The following is a 16,820-nucleotide window of genomic DNA, read 5'->3' on the forward strand; positions in this document are numbered from 1 at the left end:
GGGCCACGGTATGCTCAAACCGCTGCTGCTCATCCTCGTTTGCCTGGCGTTGCTCGTGCTGTCGGCCCGTCTGCTCGTTCGCGGCTTGCGCGAACCTGGCACCCAGCGCGTGCTGGAGCGCCTGGCCCAAGGGCAACCGAAGCGGATGGCGCGCAAGACAGCCTGGACGGGGCTGGATCGAGCCTTCTTGCGCGCTGGCCTCGGACGGCCCACCGAACGCCTGGGTGCGTGGCTGACGCTGTGGGGCTCGAGTGTCTTGCTCGGCTTCATCGGTGGCGGCTGGCTGGGCTTGCTTGCCCTGTTGCTGTTGCCGCCCCTGCTCCTGCGCCTGTATGTCGATTGGCGTTACCAGCGCCGGCTCAAGCGCATGATCGAACAATTGCCGACACTGCTCGATCACAGCGTGCGCAGCCTCAAGTCCGGACGTACCCTGGCCGATGCGGTGCTGGGCGCCATCGACGCCGCCGAAGACCCGCTGAAAGATGCCTTGGGCCGGGTGAAACGCCAGGTGCACATGGGCATCAGCCTGCCCGACGCCACCTCGGACTTCGCTGAACTCTACGACAAGGACGAACTTCGCCTGTTTGCCCTCGGCTTGAAGGTCAACCACCGCTACGGCGGCAACGCCAGTGAACTGCTGGAAAACCTGATCAAGATCATCCGCGAACGCGAACAGGCAGCTCGCCAATTGAGTGCCATGACCGGAGAAACCCGGGTCACGGCAGTGGTCCTTGCGCTGATGCCGGTCGGGGTCGCCGGCTACTTCCTGGTGTCCAATCCAAAGTACCTGATGACCCTGTGGGACGACAGTTCGGGGCAATCGATGTTGACGGGGGCGCTCGCCCTCCAGGTGTTCGGCTGCCTGGCGCTGTGGCGGATGTTGCGTAGCCTATGAACCCGTCCATGCTGCTGAGCTCGCTGCTGTTCCTGCTGGCCTCGGGATTGTTTATCGGCGTCATGGTGCAACGGCGTCGGCGTGCGCGCCAGGTGGTGCAGCGCCTGGACGGCAAAACGCCGGGCGAAAGCCGCTTCAGCCAATGGCTGCATGCGCTGGGCACCAGCCGGGTCGGCCAGCAGTCGGTCAAACTCGACAACGAAACCCAGACGCTGCTCAATTGCCTGGGCTGGCGTACCGCGCGGCAACGGGCGTTGTTCGCCGCCTTGCAGGTTGGCGTCCCGGTATTGGCGCTGGCGCTGAGTGCACTGGTGCAGGGTCTGTTCTTCCCCCAGGTCATGCGCCCGTGGCTGGTCCCGGCGTTCGCCCTGGGGATTGGTTATCTGCTGCCCAAGCGCCTGCTGGCCGCTGCGGCGCACCACCGGCAGAAAAAACTGGCGATGGAAATCTCCACCTTCATACCGTTGCTGCGCATCCTGTTCGAGTCGGGCATGGCCGTGGAGCAATCGCTGCGCGTCTTGAGCAATGAAGGCAAACAACTGATGCCCGAACTGACCCACGAGCTGCGCCTGGTGCTGGCCCGCGTCGACTCGGGCCTGGAGCTGGGCGATGAACTGAACAAGGCCAGCCGCTTGCTGGCGGTCGACGAATTCACTGACACCTGCGTGATCCTGCAACAGCTGATCCATCAGGGCGGCGGTGCAATGAAATCCCTGCTGGCGCTCAAGCTGTTGCTCGATGACAAGCGCCTGGCGCGTCTTCAGGAATACATCTCCAAGATGTCCGCGAAAATGTCCGTCGTGATGATGCTGTTCCTCTTCCCGGCGTTGTTGATCGTACTGGCCGGCCCGGGTTTCACCGCCCTCGCCCGGGCTTTTGCTTCTTAGAGGAATCGTGATGAAAGCAATGATTGCAGGTTTGTGTCTGCTGATGCTGGGTGGTTGCGCGAGCAACGGCCAGACACCCTGGAGCGCCATGACCGGCACTGCCAGTTGCGGCAAATTGAACGCCGAGCAACAGCTGTCGCTGAACCTCGCCGATGACATGGCCAATGACGGCAAGCTGCACGCCAGCCTGGCCAACCTGCAGAGTCTGCCCGACAGTTTTGCCGACGTGCGCCTGCGCAAGGCCAAGGTGTATCGACTGTTGGACCGCAGTGAAGCCGAGCCTCTGTACCGCAGCCTGCTCGGCGGCTGCCTGGCCGCCGAAGCCGAACACGGCCTGGGCCAACTCGCCGCCGCCCGAGGCGACCATGGCCTGGCCCAGGCGCACCTGCAACGAGCCGCCCGACTGGCGCCCACCGATGAAAAAATCCGCAACGACCTGGGCGTGGTGTACCTCAATCAACTGCGCATCGAAGACGCCAAATTCGAATTCCTCACCGCCATCGAGCTCAAGCAGAGCGACCCGCTGGCCGCGGTGAACCTGGTGACTCTGTTGATCTATCAGGACGACTGGAACCGCGCCGCCGAGCTGGTCAGTCGCCTTGGCCTGAAACCGGCACAGGTCACCCAGGCCCAGGCCCGCGCCGAAAAACTCAAGTCACCCGGTAAATCCGGTCCGACCGTCGCCGCACAAGTCGCCTCCGTTCAGTAAGGAGCACCCCGATGAAACCGACCACCCTTTACTGCCTCAGCGTGCTGACCCTGCCGCTTGCCGCCCACGCCATCGACGCAGGCCCCGCCTCGCCACAACAACAGGAAACCGAAGGCTGGCTGCAACTGCAAGGCAGCAACGCAGCCGCCTCCACCAAACAGCAAACCGCCAGCGCAGCCGAGCGTGAACTGGCGATGCAGCGCTGGCTGAAGAGTTTTCAGCATGAGATTCCGGAGTTCTTTGATCAGGATGCGGGTGGAACGGTTAATAGTGGATCGCAGGAATAATCTGATTTTTTTGGCGATTGACAGACCGTCTTCGCGGGCAAGCCTCGCTCCTACAATTGAAATGCATTCCCCTGTAGGAGTGAACCTGCTCGCGATGAACGATGATGGGGTCTCTCTGGCGGAGCGCTATGGCTGCGGGTCGAGGTTATCCAGCGCCCGATTTACCGCCAGCTCCCCCAGCATGATCACCTGGGCAATCCCCAGCAGCGTGTTGCGCTGCGAGCCCTCCAGGAACGCCGCGAAGTCATTGGCCATGACACTCGCCGAAGCAAGGGATTCACAGGCGTGGGCCAGCAGGGTTTCGGTATCGATATCGGGAGAGATGACGAACATCGTGCTGGGCTTTCGCACGGTGGGTGTCTTGAGTGGATTGAGGTAGTGATCGAGGGCGCGGTCGGCGGCTTCGTGGAGTGTTTTTGAGTTAGGGGATTGGTAGGGGGAAACGTCGTCGGTTGTGGGGGGATTTGGGGTGGGTTTGATCATGGTGAAGCTCCATTCGAGAATTGGAGTTCGCCATCAATGCGACCAAGCAAGTGGGTGGCGAACCGTACGCAGGTTGGTCGACCAGGGAATGGAAACCCGGCAGGGCCTAGGCCCTCCCACGCACAGCTCGCCATTAGGCAAGCACAAAAATGCCGCTCGCGCGGCATGTGCGCCATTCTAAACCCGGGCGACCAAACCCGGTCACTGATTTTGCAGTGACAGACAAAGGCTAAAGATCAGGCGTCTGACGGACAACCTGAAAAGCGTGTCGGATGTTTCCCACAGATTTGAGGGATTCTGCACAAAATTGGTCGGCAGTCAGGCCGTCTTCGCGGGCAAGCCCGCTCCTACAGGGTACCCGGTACATCCGCCAGATTGCGCGGTGATCAGTTCGCCCTCACCCGATGGCGCAGCCCCGAATGATTCGGCGTCAACGCCAATGCCAGCTGTGTGCGGTTATGCATATGGGTCAATCGCAATACCTGCGACACGTACAACTTCACCGTGTTCTCGGTAATGCCCAGCTCGCAGGCGATCTGGTAATTGGTTTGCCCCTTGCCCACCAACCGCGCCACATCCAGTTGGCGTGGCGATAGCTGATTGAAAATGGCCGGGATCTCGGCCTGAACGGTATCGCTGACAGGGCCGTCATCCGCTCCCGGTGCTAACGGTGTGCGCCGAACCCGGTCGAGGTCTTGATACAGGTCATCAAGCGACTCGGACAGGTACTGCAACTTCTGATTCAGATGCCCCAGCTGCAATGTCTTGTGCCGCTCCTGCAGTGCCACTTCCTGGCGTTGCACGCCTTCGAGCAGTTCACCCAGATCAATCGGCTTCTGGTAGTAATCGGCAATGCCTGCGCGCAATGCCTTGATCACATCCTGCTTGTCCGCCTGCCCGGTGAGCACGATGGCTTCGAAGGCCCGGTGTCTGCCGCACAGGCGTTGCAGTTCCTGAACCATTTGAATGCCGTCCAGACCCGGCATGTGTAAATCGCAGAGGACCAGGCCGATGTCCGTGTCCTGCTCGAAATGTTCGATCGCCCGATGGCTGGATTCGCAGGGAACGCAACGGTAGCCATTGCTCTCAAGAAATTCGCAAAGTTCTTTAACGATCAAGGGCTGATCGTCGACCACAAGGACTTTTACTGCCGAAGTACGCTTGTTCACGTGCAACTCCCTGCAAGGCCAAGGACTGACCGTCCCATTACTGAAAGCCTGAGGCTGTACGACCCCTGTATGAAAGTAGTCGCTCTTTCGCCGCTGTACAAAAACGGATGATTAACCGAGCCAGGCAAATGTCAGCAACAGCCCCACCAACAAAAACGGGGCAAAGGGTTGTTTCCTTGACAGACCGGGCTCCAGATAACACAGGCGACTTCTAAGCCCTTGACGGATATGAAGCCAGACTCTTGGCGCCAGCAGCAGCCAACACACACTGGCCAGGCCGGCACCGATGAATACGCCCAGTACATGCCGACCATCGGTTGCCAGCCCCAGGGCGGTCATGAGCTTGACGTCCGCGCCGCCCAGGCGACGCATTGCGTAGGCGGGCAAGGTAAAGGCCAGGGCCAGCAACGCGGCCCAGCCGCCCTCCTCGGCGGGTGCGCCGATCCAGGTGGTTCCGCTCCATAGCAGATACGCCAGGGCCAGCGCCCCGACGCCCAGGGTCAGGCGATTGGCGATGTGCCGTTGCCGGGCATCCTGCGCTGCGCATAGCGTCAGCCAGATCAGTAGGACAAAGCTTGGCATCCGATAAAAAACGTCCGTTATGGCGCAATGATTCTATGCTGACATTACCTCGTGATGTCAGGGTAGTCGCACTCATGAAAAGCAACCTCCCACGCAAGCAAAAAGGTGCCGTAGCGATTGAATTTGCCTTGGTGTTCGTGATCTTTTTTGCCGTGTTCTACGCGATTGTCACGTATAGCCTGCCGCTGCTGCTGATGCAGTCGTTCAACCAGTCGACCGCCGAAGCCGTGCGGCGTAGCGTAGCCCTGGACCCGAACACGCCTGGCTACGAGGCCGCGCTGAAAAACATCGTCAAGCAGGAACTGACTCGCCAGTTGGCGTGGATTCCCGCCGGGCTGAATTTCGATGTCGCCAGCGACACGACCACCACTTATACGGGCGGCGTGTTGAAGGTGGTCATCCACTATCCCTCGCAAAAGTTGAACGCGGTGATTCCGTTTCTGAACCTGCCGGGGATTGGCCCGGTACCGAATTTACCGGCCACGCTCACCGCCAGTTCGAGTCTGCAATTTTGAGTGCCGGGGATAAACTCTTCGGGCGCCTGCTCAACCGCCACCCGCCCGCGCATCAGGAAATCGCGCCGCCCCCGAGCGTGCTCAGCGTCGGCTTGCAAATACAGCTCGATGCCCAAGGTCGGGTGTTGCAGCTGACCGGCCCGTTGCGGCATCTGCTGGCCCAGCAGGTGCCTACGGCACAGCTTGCGCATCTGCTGGATTTTCTCTTGCCCCATTGCAGCCTCGCCATCGAGGGCTCTCCCGCCGATTGGCAAGGCCAGCACCTGGACCTGGATTTCTACAGCCTCAGCGGCCCGCCGCTGCACCTGCGTGGCTGGGTCCAGCCAATGGCCGATACCTGGTTGCTGCAGTTACTGGACATCGGCGACTTGTTGCTTGAACGCCGACAAGCGCGCGTGCGCGAGCAGTGCCAGTTGCTCGCGGCACAGATCGGCGAGCAGTTGCGCCTGTGCAGCCTGACGCGCTTGCCCGACGTGCTGATCGACCAACTGCAATCGCTGGCCCAACGCTTTCACATTCCCTGTATCGCCCTGGCGTTGCTCGATGAGCAGGAGCAGGGGTGGCAGATTCACCAGCACTATGCCGACTTCGACGTGCCCAGCCTGTGGCACAACGGCCAGCGCCTGGGTACCGGGCTCGACAGCTTGAGCGGCTCTACGCCGTATCACCTGAACCTGGCCGAACACCCGCGCCTGCAAGGCACCTTTGGCAATGCCGAGGGTTTCGCCGTGCCCTATCACGACGCTCAAGGCGTGGTGGCCTGGTTGCTCTGTGGCTGTTACCCGGCCCATCAACAGGCCCCGGACGTTAGCGAGCGCGACTGGTTGCAGTTCGCCGCCGCCCTCGCCGGCCCTTTGCTGGAGCGCTTGCGCGAACATCGACACCACCTGCAGCTAGAGCGCCTGGAGTCGTTGCAGGCGCTGCTCGGCACCGGCTGGTGGGAAATGTTCAGCGACAGCACCGAGGTGCAATTGGCCCCCTCCCTGACCCGCGCGTTGAACCTTGACCAGGAACGTTTGCCGCTGCAGGACTGGCTCGCCCAAGTGCACCCCGCCGACCGCGAAGAGTTGCACAGCCGCCTGCAGGACTTGCAACACGAAGGCACGCCATTGCTGTTGTGCGTGCGCCTGAACCGCGCCGACGGCGACGCTCCAACGGTCTGGTATCGCTTGCAAGGCCAGGCCCTGGGCGTAGGCAGCCAACGGCGTCTTGTCGGATTCATGCTCGACATCAGCGACATCAAGAACCAGGAGCAACTTGCCGCCGCCGCCCATGCGCGCCTGGACAATCTGATCGCCAGTTCACCCGCGGTGATTTACGTGCAGCGCTATGTCGAAGGTGCGTTGCAACCCACCTTCTTCAGCGACAGCCTGCAACCCTTGCTGGGCTGGACGCTGGCCGAGTGTGCCGGTGCGGCGTTGGTCGATCGCGTGCACCCCGAAGATCGCGAGCGCTATTTCGAGCGTACCCGCCTGCTGCTGCGCGAAGGTTCGGTACGTGCACGTTATCGGCTGCGCGACAGTCGTGGCGATTACCACTGGCTGCTCGACGAAGCCCGGTTGCTGCGCGATGACCTGGGCTTGCCGGTGGAAGCCGTCGGCCTATGGCTGGACGTCACCGAAGCGACGCTGGCGGCCGAGCACGTCAAGCAGAGCGAGGAGCGTTACCGGATGTTGGTGGAGGACTCGCCGGCCATGATCTGCCGCTACCGTCCGGACCTGACCCTGACTTTTGGCAACCGGCCGCTGGCGACGTACCTGGAATGTTCGCCCGAGGGTTTGCCGGGGGTGAACCTGGGCAGTTGGATGTCGGCGCAGCAGCGCGAGTCCTTCCTCCAGCGCCTGAGCCAACTGAGCCCGGAGTTCCCGGTCAGCACCACGGAAATCAACCTGCAGTTGCCCGGCCGGGAACACGCCTGGTGGGTCTGGTCAGATCGCGGAGTGTTCGACGAGCAAGGTCGCCTGCTGGAAGTCCAGGCCGTGGGTCGCGACAACACCGAAGTCCGGCGCGCCCAGCAACAACTGACCCAAAGCGCGAAAATGGCCACATTGGGCGAGATGGCCACCGGCCTGGCCCATGAAATCAACCAGCCGCTGAACGTGATGCGCATGGCGATCACCAATGTGCTCAAGCGCCTGGGCAATGGCGATGTCCAGATCGACTACCTGACCGACAAGCTCAACCGCATTGACGCTCAAGTCCAGCGCGCGGCGCGGGTGGTGGACCACATGCGTGTGTTCGGCCGTCGCTCGGACATCGAACAGCACCCGTTCGACCCGGCTCAGGCGATCGAAGGCACGTTGTCGCTACTGGCCGAGGGGATGCGCGGCAAAGGGGTGGAGCTGCGGGTCAGCGAGAGCGGTTTCGCGGTACAGGTGCGCGGGTATGTCGATCAGCTGGAACAGGTGTTGATCAACTTGATGGTCAACGCCCGGGACGCGCTGCTCGGCAAGCGCGAAGCCGATGGGCAATTCAAGCCGTGGATAGCGGTGTACGCCGAACGCGATGAACACAGGGTGCGGCTGTGGGTTGAAGACAATGGCGGCGGCATCGATCCGCGCTTGCTCGAGCGGATCTTCGAACCCTTCTTCACCACCAAGCCGGTGGGTGTCGGCACAGGGCTGGGGTTGTCGGTGAGCTATGGCATCGTGCAGAACATGGGTGGAACACTCAGCGTCAGCAATTCGGCCGAGGGCGCGCGGTTTTGCATCGAGCTGCCGATTGTGCCCGCCGATCAGATCACCAGCGACGCGCGCCCGGCGTGACAGCTGAGGTTGGCGCCGACTTCGACCTTGTTCAAGTCGATGCCCAGGCTCGCCAGCAACGTGTTGATCAGGGTATCGAGCAGCGGGCTGAGCACGGTGTTGATCGCATTGACCAGCGCGGTGGTGACGTCGTTCAAGAGGCTGCCCAGGCCACCGACGATGCTGCCCGACAGCCCGTACATGTTCACGCCGAGGTTGCTGACGGTGGTGCTCAGGCTGTTGACGATGTTGTTGGTGGTATAGGCATAGAAAAACGGTGGCTGGTTGATTTCCGGCAGGTTGGCGGCGGCGGGTGCGGAATACACGTGGGGTATGTTGGCATTTTGCGCCACCGCGGTATTGACCTGGATGCCGATGCCACCGCTCGGCCGAGGGTTGTAGCAGACCGCCGGTAAAAACAGCAGTCGGTTGCAGGTTTGCACGCCGACATAAATGACTTGTAGCGGGTTGACGATATTGGTCGGCGGGACCGTGGCGGAGCCAAATACATCCTCCGGGGTGATCTGTCCAATTTTCAGCCCGATCAGCTTGGTCGTGGTGCTGGTGGTCAGGCTTTTATTCGTCGAGCTCATGCAGCTGTAAGCCGTGACATAACTCCAGGCACCGCCCGCTTCCAGGGCGACATCGAGCCGTATCGGCGGTGACAGAAGCTTGACTTCCGTCGTGTCACACGGTGCACCCAAGCCGCACGTCAGCAAATTGTGCAGTTGCAGGCCCAGCAAGTCTTCCAGAAAGTCGGTCAGCGACGTAGCAAGGTCAAGTACGGCGTTGACCAATGGCGTGATGGCGTCCAGTACCGGCAGGTCAATGGACAACAACGTCTTGACCTGGGCGGTTTGAACATAAATGCGGTCAGGCCCCAAAGGTGCCTGGGCCGCCTTTTTCGGATTGCCCACGGCCGACAGTTGCGGTGGCTGCATCACCTGAACCCGCGCAGTGATCTGCGCCAGGCCCGCGAGGTTGATCGGCAGGGTCGCCACCAGGCCGTTTTGCTTGTTGGCCAACTGCACGACGCCTTCAATCAGGTCGAACACTTTGAGGTTCACCGCCAGGGCCGAGATGTCGCTGCCACTTTCGACGTGCAGCAAATCGCCCAGCACCACGCGGGTGGTACCGGCCGCCACTTTCAGCGCCTGCAGGCCGATGATGGTGGCACTCGCGCCCAGCGTGCCGTTGGGGTCCAGCACATTGATGGCGCCCTGGATCAACTGGCTGACGTTGATGCTGTTGCCCAGCACCTGGTCATAACCCGCAGTGGTCAGGCCGAGGTCGACCTTCAGCCGATTGAGGTAGGCGAGCAGGCTGATGTTGCTGTTGACCAGGCCATTCCAGCCGGCGGCATTGATCGTCACGTTGCCGCCCAGCAAGCCACCGAACAGCAAGCTGGTGATGGCGGCCTTGCTGGTGTCGAAGGTGAGCACGGTGCTGCGGATGGTCAAAGCAGCCAGCGGCGGCGGCAGCGCGGCGACCGCCGTTGCCTTCAAGGTCAGGGTGGAGCCCGCCGGTGCACCGCCAAACAGCGCGCCGATGCCGCCGACAAGACTTTGCGTCACGACATGGCTGGCGACGACCTGGATGGCTTCGCTTTTAGCTGGGTCGGCGGCAAACACCCGCAGGTTGTTGCCATCCAGGTTCAGCCCGCCGCAGCTCACCGCCAATGCGCGGCCGTTGCCGGGCAGGGTGAAGCCGTTGCGCTGGGCACTGGCGGTGGCATAGCTGGTGGCGGTTGCACCGCTGGCACAATCACCGCCCCGGGTGGCGGCTTCCAGGGCGGCCATGTCGGCGATGCGCTGCAGGTTGCGTTTTTCCAGGTACAGCCGCCCACTGTCGATGACCAGCAGCATGAACGCCAGCGCCAGCGCCAGCGTCACCACGGCCATCAAGCCAATCGCCCCCCTTTGCCGGGCCGGGCCGCGAAACTGCATGCGGTGCGACATCACGCACTCCTTTGCCGGCACACTGCCGAACGTGACCTCCGTGGGTGTAAGGCAGTGTAGACAAGGGATGACACGACTGCTGGCAAGTCGCCACTTCCCGCGACGACATCCCCCTGTAGGAGCTGGCTTGCCAGCGAAGACGGCCTCCAGAACACCGTAGAATTTGAGGGCCTCTTCGCTGGCAAGCCAGCGCCTACAGTTGATAATTTTGCGACCGCAGGAGGTTTTTATCGGTGAGGGGGATAGTTGGCCAAAATCCGCGTGACCGTTTCGTGTATCGCATTGCTGCGGTCCGTCGGGTTGGGGGTGCGGCTGAGCATCTGTTCGTCACTGCCGCGCCACACCAGCTTGCCGTCCTTGCCGTCGAGCAGGTCGATCTGGATCGTCGCGACCTTGTAGGACACCAGGCGGGTTTCGTTGTACATCGGCGCGCCATAGTAGCCGTACCAAGGGTAACCCCAACCGCCGCCGTAGTTGGTCGTCACCTGTTGCTGGCGATCCTCGACAATCAGATAGGCCTGGACACTCACGTCTCCCTTGGCGCCAGCGCCCGCCTGGCGCAGGCCACGCTGTTCAAGCTGATCGCCCACCGATTCGCGCACGCGCTGTTCGGTCAGGTCGCTCTTGATCCTGGGGTCATCGGGACGGTATTGCAGCGCGGGTTCTTTCCAGCTCCAGCTGCGATAGGCGGCAAAATCGCGGCTGGCATCGAAGTCATGATTAACCTGGTTGGCGGCGCAGGCACTGAGCAGTACGGCCACTGCCAGTAGAGCGAGACGGCGGAACATGATGATTCTCCGGTAGAAGACATGAACCTGCGAAGTGCTCCTTGACCACAGGAAGCTAACTAGGAGGATACGCCGACATTGCCTTTTCTACAGCCTCACGAATGGCATCGACTCGCTCGCCCTGGCTGCCGCGGTTGCTGGTTTCGGCGCTGGAACTCCAGACCGGTTCACCGTTTTGCGCGTCGTACAGGTCGACGTGAACCACCACGACCTGTTCCTCATAAGTGCGCACAATCGGCGTGCTGCCGTACATGCCGTAACCCGGACCATAACCATAGCGGTTGTAGCCGCCATAACCGCCGTAGTACCCGTAATCGTCCTGGACCTGACGCAAGCGGGTTTCCAGACGCAGGTCAGCGCTGACGAACAGGTCCGCCGGCCGATTGTCATGCAAAGGCCGCAGGCCGCGTTGATCCAGCGCACTGCTGACGGCTTCGGCGACCTGCGCCGAGTCCGCCCACGGTGTGCCTGGCGGCATTTGCCCGTTGAGCCAGGCCCAGCTGCGATAACGCCCGTAGTCTCGCGGCGCCGCCGGGTAGGCGCTGCGGTCAAACGTACTGGCAGCCTGGGGCGGCGCTGGCGGCAAGGGTTTGGAACTTGCCACGTACGGATTGCTGCCCTGGCAGGCCGCCAGGGCCAGGCAGATCAACAGCAACCCTGAACGACTTTTCATTTCGAGCTCCGATCAGACCGGCCGACAGATCCAGTGCAAATAACGCCCAAGCCCGGCAAAGGCTGGATGGCGACGATGGGCCAGCTCCATGTCGAGCAAGTCCGACAGCTCGGCGCGGGCCTGGAACTCCACCGGCATGTAATCGTGAAAAACCCGCACGCCACTCTGACTTTCGACCTGCCACAGCCCCTCAAGTTGCGCGGCCAACTCCCGTGGGTCCAGCGGCTGTTGCGGGGTCAGGCTCTGCTTCTCGCCAGCCATGTCGTTCTTGCGCATCTTGCGGAAATGGCCCTTGAGCAAGTTGCGGTAAATCAGCGCATCGCGGTTGTAGAAGGCCAGGGATAGCCAACCATCGGCCTTGGTCAACTGATGCAGCACCGGCAGGATGGCGTGCGGTTCGGCCAGCCATTCCAGCACGGCATGGCACAGCACCAGGTCGTAGGGCTCCGTGAGCTGACCGGGCAGTTCCTGCCAGGGCGCCTGGATGAAGGTCGCACTCTGGCCCGCATCGGCAAAGCGCTGGCGGGCGCCTTCGAGCATGGGTTCGGCGGGCTCGGCCAGGGTCACCTGATGACCACGCTGGGCCAGCCACAACGACATGTGGCCAAGGCCGGCGCCGATATCCAGCACCCGCAATGGTCGATCCGGCAGGGCTTCGACCAGATCGGCCTGGAGCACCGCCAGGCGAATCGCACCTTTGGCGCCGCCGTAGATTTTTTCGGCGAAACGCGTCGCCAGTTGATCGAAATGACGGTCGCTCATCAGCCGAACCTCCGCTCGCTGTCCGCCAGCTTGCTGCGCACAACCTCATTCATGTCCAGCCCCAGTTCGCTGCACAGCAACAACAGGTAGAGCACGATATCGCCGACTTCCTGCCCGGCATGGGCCAGCTTGTCGGCGGGCAACTGGCGCGACTGGTCTTCGCTCAGCCACTGGAAAATCTCCACCAGCTCGGACATTTCGACACTCGCGGCCATGGCCAGGTTTTTCGGGCTGTGAAATTGCCGCCAGTCATTGCGATCACGGATGGCGTGCAGGCGTTCGGTCAGTTCAACAAGGTTCATCGGGCTCTCCTGAAGGCGTATAGCTTCGGGGGGATGACGGGGGAAGGCAAGTGCCTGGCAGCGTTGTCGGTCTTTGCACCATAATCATTCGATGGCGTGATTCGTGGCGCCTGTGAAAATTCGCTGGCAAGCCAGCTCCTACAGACAGGACGTTCATTTCATGCAGGTAGAAGGTTTTTTCGAATGGCTTGGCCAGGTCCTCGGTTCAGTCATCCGCTTCATCGTTGACGGCCTCAGCGGTCTGTTCCAGCTGGTCAGTCGCGCCAGCAGCCATTTTGTCGAAGGCTTGTCCCAGGCTCTGGGCATGGACACGTCGATCATCAGCATCATCACCCTGGTCGTCGGGTTGGTGCTGTTGTGGTCGGCGATCCGCGCGTTCATGAATGCCGCGTTCATCATGGGGATCATCTGGTTGATGCTGGGGTTGTGGCTGCTCAGCTGGATCATGCACTGACACCATCCACCACCGTGTCGCTACAATGCCTGCTCCCCAAGGAGCCTGCATGTCCAACCTGATCGCCGACTGGCGCGACCGCCCAACCCATCGTCGGGTCTGGGCGCTGGCTGCGCCGATGATTCTCTCGAACATTTCCGTTCCGCTGGTGGCACTGGTCGACAGCACCGTCATTGGGCACTTGCCTCATGCCCATCAGTTGGGGGCCGTGGCGGTCGGGGCCAGCCTCTATACCTTCCTCGCCTGGGCCATGGGTTTCCTGCGCATGGGCTCCACCGGCTTTGCCGCCCAGGCCGCGGGACGCGGGGATGGTGCGGCGCTGCGGCAGATTCTGTTGCAGGGCCTGCTGCTGGCCATGGGGCTGGCGGTGGTCCTGGGTGCCTTGGGCGTTCCATTGAGCGGGGTTGCGCTGCACTTCATGCAACCGTCGGCGGAACTGGATCAGATGACCCGCGAGTTTTTTCACACGCGCCTGTTCGGCCTGCCGGCGGCCCTGGCCAGCTATGCATTGGTCGGCTGGTTTCTCGGCACGCAGAACGCCCGCGCGCCGCTGGTGATCCTGCTAAGCACCAACCTGGTCAACATTGCCCTTAACCTGTGGTTTGTCCTTGGCCTGGAATGGGGGGTGGTGGGCGCGGCCCGGGCTTCGGTGATCGCCGAGTGGACCGGTGCGCTGATTGGCCTGTTGATGACCCGCCAGGCCCTGCGCGCCTATCCCGGCCATATCGTCTGGGCCGCACTGGCGCTCTGGCAGAGTTGGCGACCGCTGTTGGCGGTCAACCGCGACATTTTCATCCGTAGCCTGGCGCTGCAGTCGGTGTTTTTCCTGATCACCGTGCAAGGCGCCCGGCTGGGTGATGCAACCGTTGCCGCCAATGCCCTGCTGCTCAATGGCTTGCTGCTCACCGCCCACGCGCTAGACGGCCTGGCCCATGCCGTGGAAGCCCTGTGCGGGCACGCCATCGGCGCTCGCGACCGCGATGCCCTGCGCCGCTCCCTGGTGGTGGCCTGCGGCTGGTCATTGCTGGCGAGCCTGGGCTTTGCCGGCTTGTTTCTGTTTGCCGGACACCTGTTCATCCAGATGCAGACCGACATTACCAGCGTGCGCGACACCGCCTTCCTGTACCTGCCCTACCTTGCCGTGCTGCCGCTGATCGCGGTCTGGAGCTACCTGCTCGACGGCCTGTTCATCGGCGCCACCCGTGCCAGGGAAATGCGCAATGGCATGCTGTTGACGGTGGCACTGCTGCTGCCGTTCGCCTGGGCGCTGCAGGGATATGGCAACCATGGCTTGTGGATAACCTTCCTGCTATTCATGTTGCTGCGCAGCCTGACGCTTGGCTTGATTGCCTGGCGCCTGCGCCAGAACGATGGCTGGTTCGCCCGCGCTCACTGAGCCGGCGTCGTGTACAGCGCCAGATCAGGGTGAGTCGTTCTGCCATAGCTTGCGCAGGCTTTCGAGGCGCTCGTGCTGGGTAGCACCCGACAATGGCTGCACCAGCCAGGCGTCGGGGTATTGCAAGCGCAGCCACATCCAGCCATCAAGCACCGGGCGTTCGCTGAAACCCAATGCCAGGCCCTCTTCCAGATGGTCCCACAGGCGCGTGAAATCAGCTCCTGTGGATCGATTCCAGCGCCAGACGTGGTGCTCCAGCAGACAGGTCTGCAGTTTTTCCCGCTGCCGTGGGGTGAGATCCTCCTCGACCGCCAGGGGGCGCACGGCAAGCCCCGGGTTGAGCAACTGCTGCCAGCCCTGACAGCCGAGCGCGCGGTCCGCCCAGGTGCCGCCGAACCAGCGTAACTGGCTGATAGGCCCCAACCAGCGACTGAGCTCCTCGGCATCGCAGGCATCAAAAAAATAACTGGCGGTGTTCGGGTTGTAGTAACTCAACAAGGCACGGTGATGCAGGTTGAACGAGACGCTGAGCATGCGCCGCAGATGCGCCAGCAATGTCGACGCCGACGCCTCGCTGAACATCAGCAACCCGCGCCAGCGTTGCCCGTCGACGCGGTACAGATCGGCCAGGGCCGGGCAAGTCCGCAGATCAATGAGTAGCGGCCCCTGCTCCTGCAATGCCTGCCACTCGGTGTCTTCGAACAGCCAGAACCGACGGGCATGGGCAAACGTGTCTTGCACAGTTACACCTGCCTGCGGTGCGCCCGGCACGTCCAGCAACAACCATTGCGGGTTCGTATCGGGTGCCTGTAGCGCGCTCATGCCGCACCGCTCTGGCCAAGGCGCGTGGCCGTGCGGCAGATGCAGAGCGCCTGGGCGCAATGATTGAAACTGCCGCCACCGGGCAGCAGGCACAGCAGCATCAGGGGCTCGCCCGAACACAGCCACTGTTGCAAACCGTCCAGCGGGCAATCTTCGAGATCCGTGGTGGCGCGATTGGGTTCTTCGCCTGCTTCGACACTGGCGGGGCCGTGCAGAAACCCGGTGATCAACGGTCGGTCCGGATCACCTTCGGTGAAGCTCACCACCACCTCCGTACCTTCAGCCAATCGGCTGCCCGCAACGTTCAGTGGCGCAGCCAATGGCAACCAGCAGTGGCTGGATACCGCGCCCTCCCCCTGATAAACCCAGTCAAACTGCACCGCCACTGGCCTGGATGGATCAGGTTGCGGCTCATCGACATCGACCACCCATGCCCGTTGCAGGCTGTGCATCCTTGGCTTCACCGCCACATGAGGCTTTTCAAGCGGCAATACCCAGTGCTCCGCCCGCACCGTATTGCCATAGGTCTGACTCGCCGCCTGTGCGCCATGGTGCTCGACATGGGTCACCAGCCACGGCTGATTCCATTCGGCAACCGGGTGCCCGGACAACGACATGAGCTGGCCGCTGCGCAGCGTTGCCAGGTCAGTACCACACTCCACGCGCCGCGCTGCGCCATCGGTGCAGCGCATGACCTCAAAACGACGCACTGCCGCTTGCCCACCCGCCGCACGGAAGACCGCCGCTTCAGCGACCTGAAAATTCCCCGGCCCCTCGCCAAACACCACGCAATGCCCATCAACCCGGTGTTCGAAGTAATAGTGAAGCCGCTCCTGGGCGCACAGCCGCTGCAGAAACTGCAGGTCCGATTCCCGGTACTGCGTGCAGAAATCACGGGGCGGGTAATCGCCGGCCAGTTCAAAGCGCCGATCCTGATCGACAATGCCGTGCTCCCTGAGCACCTGATCCAGTATTTGCGGCACTGAACGGCTGCTGAAAATGCGCTGACTGAAGCGCTGGGCCAGACAGGCGAGTTTCGGCCCCAGCTGAACCTGACAGAGCCTGATCCCCAGGCTGTGATCGCGCTGGACCAGTTCATGCAACTGTCCATGTATGGCATTTCCCGCCGGCCCGAACAGCAAGGAGGCCGAACGATACAGCAAGCTGGCGAGGTCGAGCGCCGGGTCTTCGATCAGCAGGTCCACGTCGAACACGAACGGCTCGCTGATGGATTCTCTACCGGCAAAAGACAGAACCTCGAAGGCATTGGACAGACCTGCTACGTCCAGGCGAAATGACGGCTCGTTGACTGGATCGACCATGGGCGTTTCTCTACAGGAGGGACAGCCGGGGATTCTCGCCGAGAGACATGGCCGAGTAGAGAGGCGAAATAC

General features: G+C 62.2%; 18 protein-coding genes. 8 read left to right on the top strand and 10 right to left on the bottom strand.

Annotation, left to right across the window (positions count from 1 at the left end):
• The first annotated feature begins 10 nt into the window (after positions 1 to 10).
• The 4 genes from ACIO0C_RS17430 to ACIO0C_RS17445 are packed head-to-tail and all read left to right on the top strand — an operon-like array spanning position 11 to position 2,778.
• Entirely contained in the window at positions 11 to 895 is an 885-nt protein-coding gene (locus tag ACIO0C_RS17430; protein ID WP_401314047.1) for a type II secretion system F family protein, read from the top strand.
• The gene (locus ACIO0C_RS17435; protein ID WP_401314048.1) at positions 892 to 1,782 is read left to right on the top strand and encodes a type II secretion system F family protein; all 891 of its coding nucleotides are present in this window, start codon (positions 892 to 894) and stop codon (positions 1,780 to 1,782) included. The genes ACIO0C_RS17430 and ACIO0C_RS17435 overlap by 4 nt, the downstream gene beginning before the upstream one ends.
• Positions 1,783 to 1,792: 10 nt before the next feature.
• Complete coding sequence (locus ACIO0C_RS17440) at positions 1,793 to 2,491, top strand: hypothetical protein (RefSeq protein ID WP_401314050.1); 699 nt, start codon at positions 1,793 to 1,795, stop codon at positions 2,489 to 2,491.
• 11 nt (positions 2,492 to 2,502) lie between these two features.
• On the top strand, positions 2,503 to 2,778 hold the full coding sequence (locus ACIO0C_RS17445; protein ID WP_401314052.1) for a DUF3613 domain-containing protein: 276 nt from the start codon (positions 2,503 to 2,505) through the stop codon (positions 2,776 to 2,778).
• A gap of 126 nt (positions 2,779 to 2,904) precedes the next feature.
• Here the strand turns inward: ACIO0C_RS17445 and ACIO0C_RS17450 are convergent, their stop codons facing one another.
• The 3 genes from ACIO0C_RS17450 to ACIO0C_RS17460 all read right to left on the bottom strand — a co-directional run bounded on the left by ACIO0C_RS17450 (position 2,905) and on the right by ACIO0C_RS17460 (position 5,012).
• Positions 2,905 to 3,261 carry a DUF6124 family protein gene (locus ACIO0C_RS17450; protein WP_401314054.1) on the bottom strand — a complete coding sequence of 119 codons (357 nt, stop codon included), beginning with the start codon at positions 3,259 to 3,261 and terminating at the stop codon, positions 2,905 to 2,907.
• Positions 3,262 to 3,647: 386 nt separating this feature from the next.
• On the bottom strand, positions 3,648 to 4,430 hold the full coding sequence (locus ACIO0C_RS17455) for a response regulator transcription factor (protein WP_401314056.1): 783 nt from the start codon (positions 4,428 to 4,430) through the stop codon (positions 3,648 to 3,650).
• 111 nt (positions 4,431 to 4,541) lie between these two features.
• Positions 4,542 to 5,012, bottom strand: coding sequence for an A24 family peptidase (locus tag ACIO0C_RS17460; RefSeq protein WP_401314058.1), 471 nt, complete (start codon positions 5,010 to 5,012; stop codon positions 4,542 to 4,544).
• Positions 5,013 to 5,086: 74 nt separating this feature from the next.
• Between ACIO0C_RS17460 and ACIO0C_RS17465 the strand changes: the two genes are divergently transcribed.
• Both ACIO0C_RS17465 and ACIO0C_RS17470 read left to right on the top strand, forming a co-directional pair.
• Positions 5,087 to 5,527 (top strand): TadE/TadG family type IV pilus assembly protein, encoded by a 441-nt coding sequence (locus ACIO0C_RS17465; RefSeq protein WP_272604508.1) that lies wholly within the window; start codon positions 5,087 to 5,089, stop codon positions 5,525 to 5,527.
• Positions 5,524 to 8,292: an ATP-binding protein gene (locus tag ACIO0C_RS17470; protein WP_401314060.1), complete on the top strand. Its 2,769-nt coding sequence runs from the start codon at positions 5,524 to 5,526 to the stop codon at positions 8,290 to 8,292. Before ACIO0C_RS17465 ends, ACIO0C_RS17470 begins: the two co-directional genes overlap by 4 nt.
• Here the strand turns inward: ACIO0C_RS17470 and ACIO0C_RS17475 are convergent.
• The 5 genes from ACIO0C_RS17475 to ACIO0C_RS17495 form a co-directional block, all read right to left on the bottom strand.
• Positions 8,262 to 10,229, bottom strand: a complete 1,968-nt coding sequence (locus tag ACIO0C_RS17475; protein ID WP_401314062.1) for a pilus assembly protein TadG-related protein — start codon at positions 10,227 to 10,229, stop codon at positions 8,262 to 8,264. The two genes, ACIO0C_RS17470 and ACIO0C_RS17475, sit on opposite strands and share 31 nt — an antisense overlap.
• Positions 10,230 to 10,456: 227 nt before the next feature.
• The gene (locus ACIO0C_RS17480) at positions 10,457 to 11,017 is read right to left on the bottom strand and encodes a DUF4136 domain-containing protein (RefSeq protein ID WP_401314063.1); all 561 of its coding nucleotides are present in this window, start codon (positions 11,015 to 11,017) and stop codon (positions 10,457 to 10,459) included.
• A gap of 55 nt (positions 11,018 to 11,072) precedes the next feature.
• On the bottom strand, positions 11,073 to 11,690 hold the full coding sequence (locus ACIO0C_RS17485; protein WP_401314065.1) for a DUF4136 domain-containing protein: 618 nt from the start codon (positions 11,688 to 11,690) through the stop codon (positions 11,073 to 11,075).
• 12 nt (positions 11,691 to 11,702) lie between these two features.
• Positions 11,703 to 12,452, bottom strand: a complete 750-nt coding sequence (locus ACIO0C_RS17490) for a methyltransferase domain-containing protein (protein ID WP_401314066.1) — start codon at positions 12,450 to 12,452, stop codon at positions 11,703 to 11,705.
• On the bottom strand, positions 12,452 to 12,754 hold the full coding sequence (locus ACIO0C_RS17495; protein ID WP_272604502.1) for a MazG-like family protein: 303 nt from the start codon (positions 12,752 to 12,754) through the stop codon (positions 12,452 to 12,454). Before ACIO0C_RS17495 ends, ACIO0C_RS17490 begins: the two co-directional genes overlap by 1 nt.
• 160 nt (positions 12,755 to 12,914) lie before the next feature.
• On the opposite strand from ACIO0C_RS17495, the gene ACIO0C_RS17500 reads away from it, so the two are divergent.
• Both ACIO0C_RS17500 and ACIO0C_RS17505 read left to right on the top strand, forming a co-directional pair.
• A complete protein-coding gene (locus ACIO0C_RS17500) occupies positions 12,915 to 13,208 on the top strand; it encodes a hypothetical protein (RefSeq protein WP_008058795.1) in 294 nt (97 codons plus the stop codon).
• A 49-nt stretch (positions 13,209 to 13,257) separates the two neighbouring features.
• On the top strand, positions 13,258 to 14,604 hold the full coding sequence (locus tag ACIO0C_RS17505; RefSeq protein ID WP_401314069.1) for an MATE family efflux transporter: 1,347 nt from the start codon (positions 13,258 to 13,260) through the stop codon (positions 14,602 to 14,604).
• Between the two features lie 24 nt (positions 14,605 to 14,628).
• Here ACIO0C_RS17505 and ACIO0C_RS17510 read toward each other — a convergent pair whose 3' ends face one another.
• Both ACIO0C_RS17510 and ACIO0C_RS17515 read right to left on the bottom strand, forming a co-directional pair.
• Positions 14,629 to 15,426 (bottom strand): DUF4123 domain-containing protein, encoded by a 798-nt coding sequence (locus ACIO0C_RS17510; RefSeq protein WP_401314071.1) that lies wholly within the window; start codon positions 15,424 to 15,426, stop codon positions 14,629 to 14,631.
• A complete protein-coding gene (locus tag ACIO0C_RS17515) occupies positions 15,423 to 16,748 on the bottom strand; it encodes a contractile injection system protein, VgrG/Pvc8 family (RefSeq protein WP_401314072.1) in 1,326 nt (441 codons plus the stop codon). The genes ACIO0C_RS17510 and ACIO0C_RS17515 overlap by 4 nt, the downstream gene beginning before the upstream one ends.
• Positions 16,749 to 16,820 lie beyond the last annotated feature (72 nt).

This window comes from Pseudomonas sp. NPDC087336, assembly GCF_044744285.1.
Lineage (GTDB): Bacteria > Pseudomonadota > Gammaproteobacteria > Pseudomonadales > Pseudomonadaceae > Aquipseudomonas.

What these genes read in the sequence shown, in the direction of transcription:
- ACIO0C_RS17430 (WP_401314047.1), top strand. Translation starts at nt 11, where the DNA reads ATGCTCAAACCGCTGCTGCTCATCCTCGTTTGCCTGGCGTTGCTCGTG.
- ACIO0C_RS17435 (WP_401314048.1), top strand. Translation starts at nt 892, where the DNA reads ATGAACCCGTCCATGCTGCTGAGCTCGCTGCTGTTCCTGCTGGCCTCG.
- ACIO0C_RS17440 (WP_401314050.1), top strand. Translation starts at nt 1,793, where the DNA reads ATGAAAGCAATGATTGCAGGTTTGTGTCTGCTGATGCTGGGTGGTTGC.
- ACIO0C_RS17445 (WP_401314052.1), top strand. Translation starts at nt 2,503, where the DNA reads ATGAAACCGACCACCCTTTACTGCCTCAGCGTGCTGACCCTGCCGCTT.
- ACIO0C_RS17450 (WP_401314054.1), bottom strand. Translation starts at nt 3,261, where the DNA reads ATGATCAAACCCACCCCAAATCCCCCCACAACCGACGACGTTTCCCCC.
- ACIO0C_RS17460 (WP_401314058.1), bottom strand. Translation starts at nt 5,012, where the DNA reads ATGCCAAGCTTTGTCCTACTGATCTGGCTGACGCTATGCGCAGCGCAG.
- ACIO0C_RS17465 (WP_272604508.1), top strand. Translation starts at nt 5,087, where the DNA reads ATGAAAAGCAACCTCCCACGCAAGCAAAAAGGTGCCGTAGCGATTGAA.
- ACIO0C_RS17475 (WP_401314062.1), bottom strand. Translation starts at nt 10,229, where the DNA reads ATGTCGCACCGCATGCAGTTTCGCGGCCCGGCCCGGCAAAGGGGGGCG.
- ACIO0C_RS17480 (WP_401314063.1), bottom strand. Translation starts at nt 11,017, where the DNA reads ATGTTCCGCCGTCTCGCTCTACTGGCAGTGGCCGTACTGCTCAGTGCC.
- ACIO0C_RS17485 (WP_401314065.1), bottom strand. Translation starts at nt 11,690, where the DNA reads ATGAAAAGTCGTTCAGGGTTGCTGTTGATCTGCCTGGCCCTGGCGGCC.
- ACIO0C_RS17490 (WP_401314066.1), bottom strand. Translation starts at nt 12,452, where the DNA reads ATGAGCGACCGTCATTTCGATCAACTGGCGACGCGTTTCGCCGAAAAA.
- ACIO0C_RS17495 (WP_272604502.1), bottom strand. Translation starts at nt 12,754, where the DNA reads ATGAACCTTGTTGAACTGACCGAACGCCTGCACGCCATCCGTGATCGC.
- ACIO0C_RS17500 (WP_008058795.1), top strand. Translation starts at nt 12,915, where the DNA reads ATGCAGGTAGAAGGTTTTTTCGAATGGCTTGGCCAGGTCCTCGGTTCA.
- ACIO0C_RS17505 (WP_401314069.1), top strand. Translation starts at nt 13,258, where the DNA reads ATGTCCAACCTGATCGCCGACTGGCGCGACCGCCCAACCCATCGTCGG.
- ACIO0C_RS17510 (WP_401314071.1), bottom strand. Translation starts at nt 15,426, where the DNA reads ATGAGCGCGCTACAGGCACCCGATACGAACCCGCAATGGTTGTTGCTG.
- ACIO0C_RS17515 (WP_401314072.1), bottom strand. Translation starts at nt 16,748, where the DNA reads ATGGTCGATCCAGTCAACGAGCCGTCATTTCGCCTGGACGTAGCAGGT.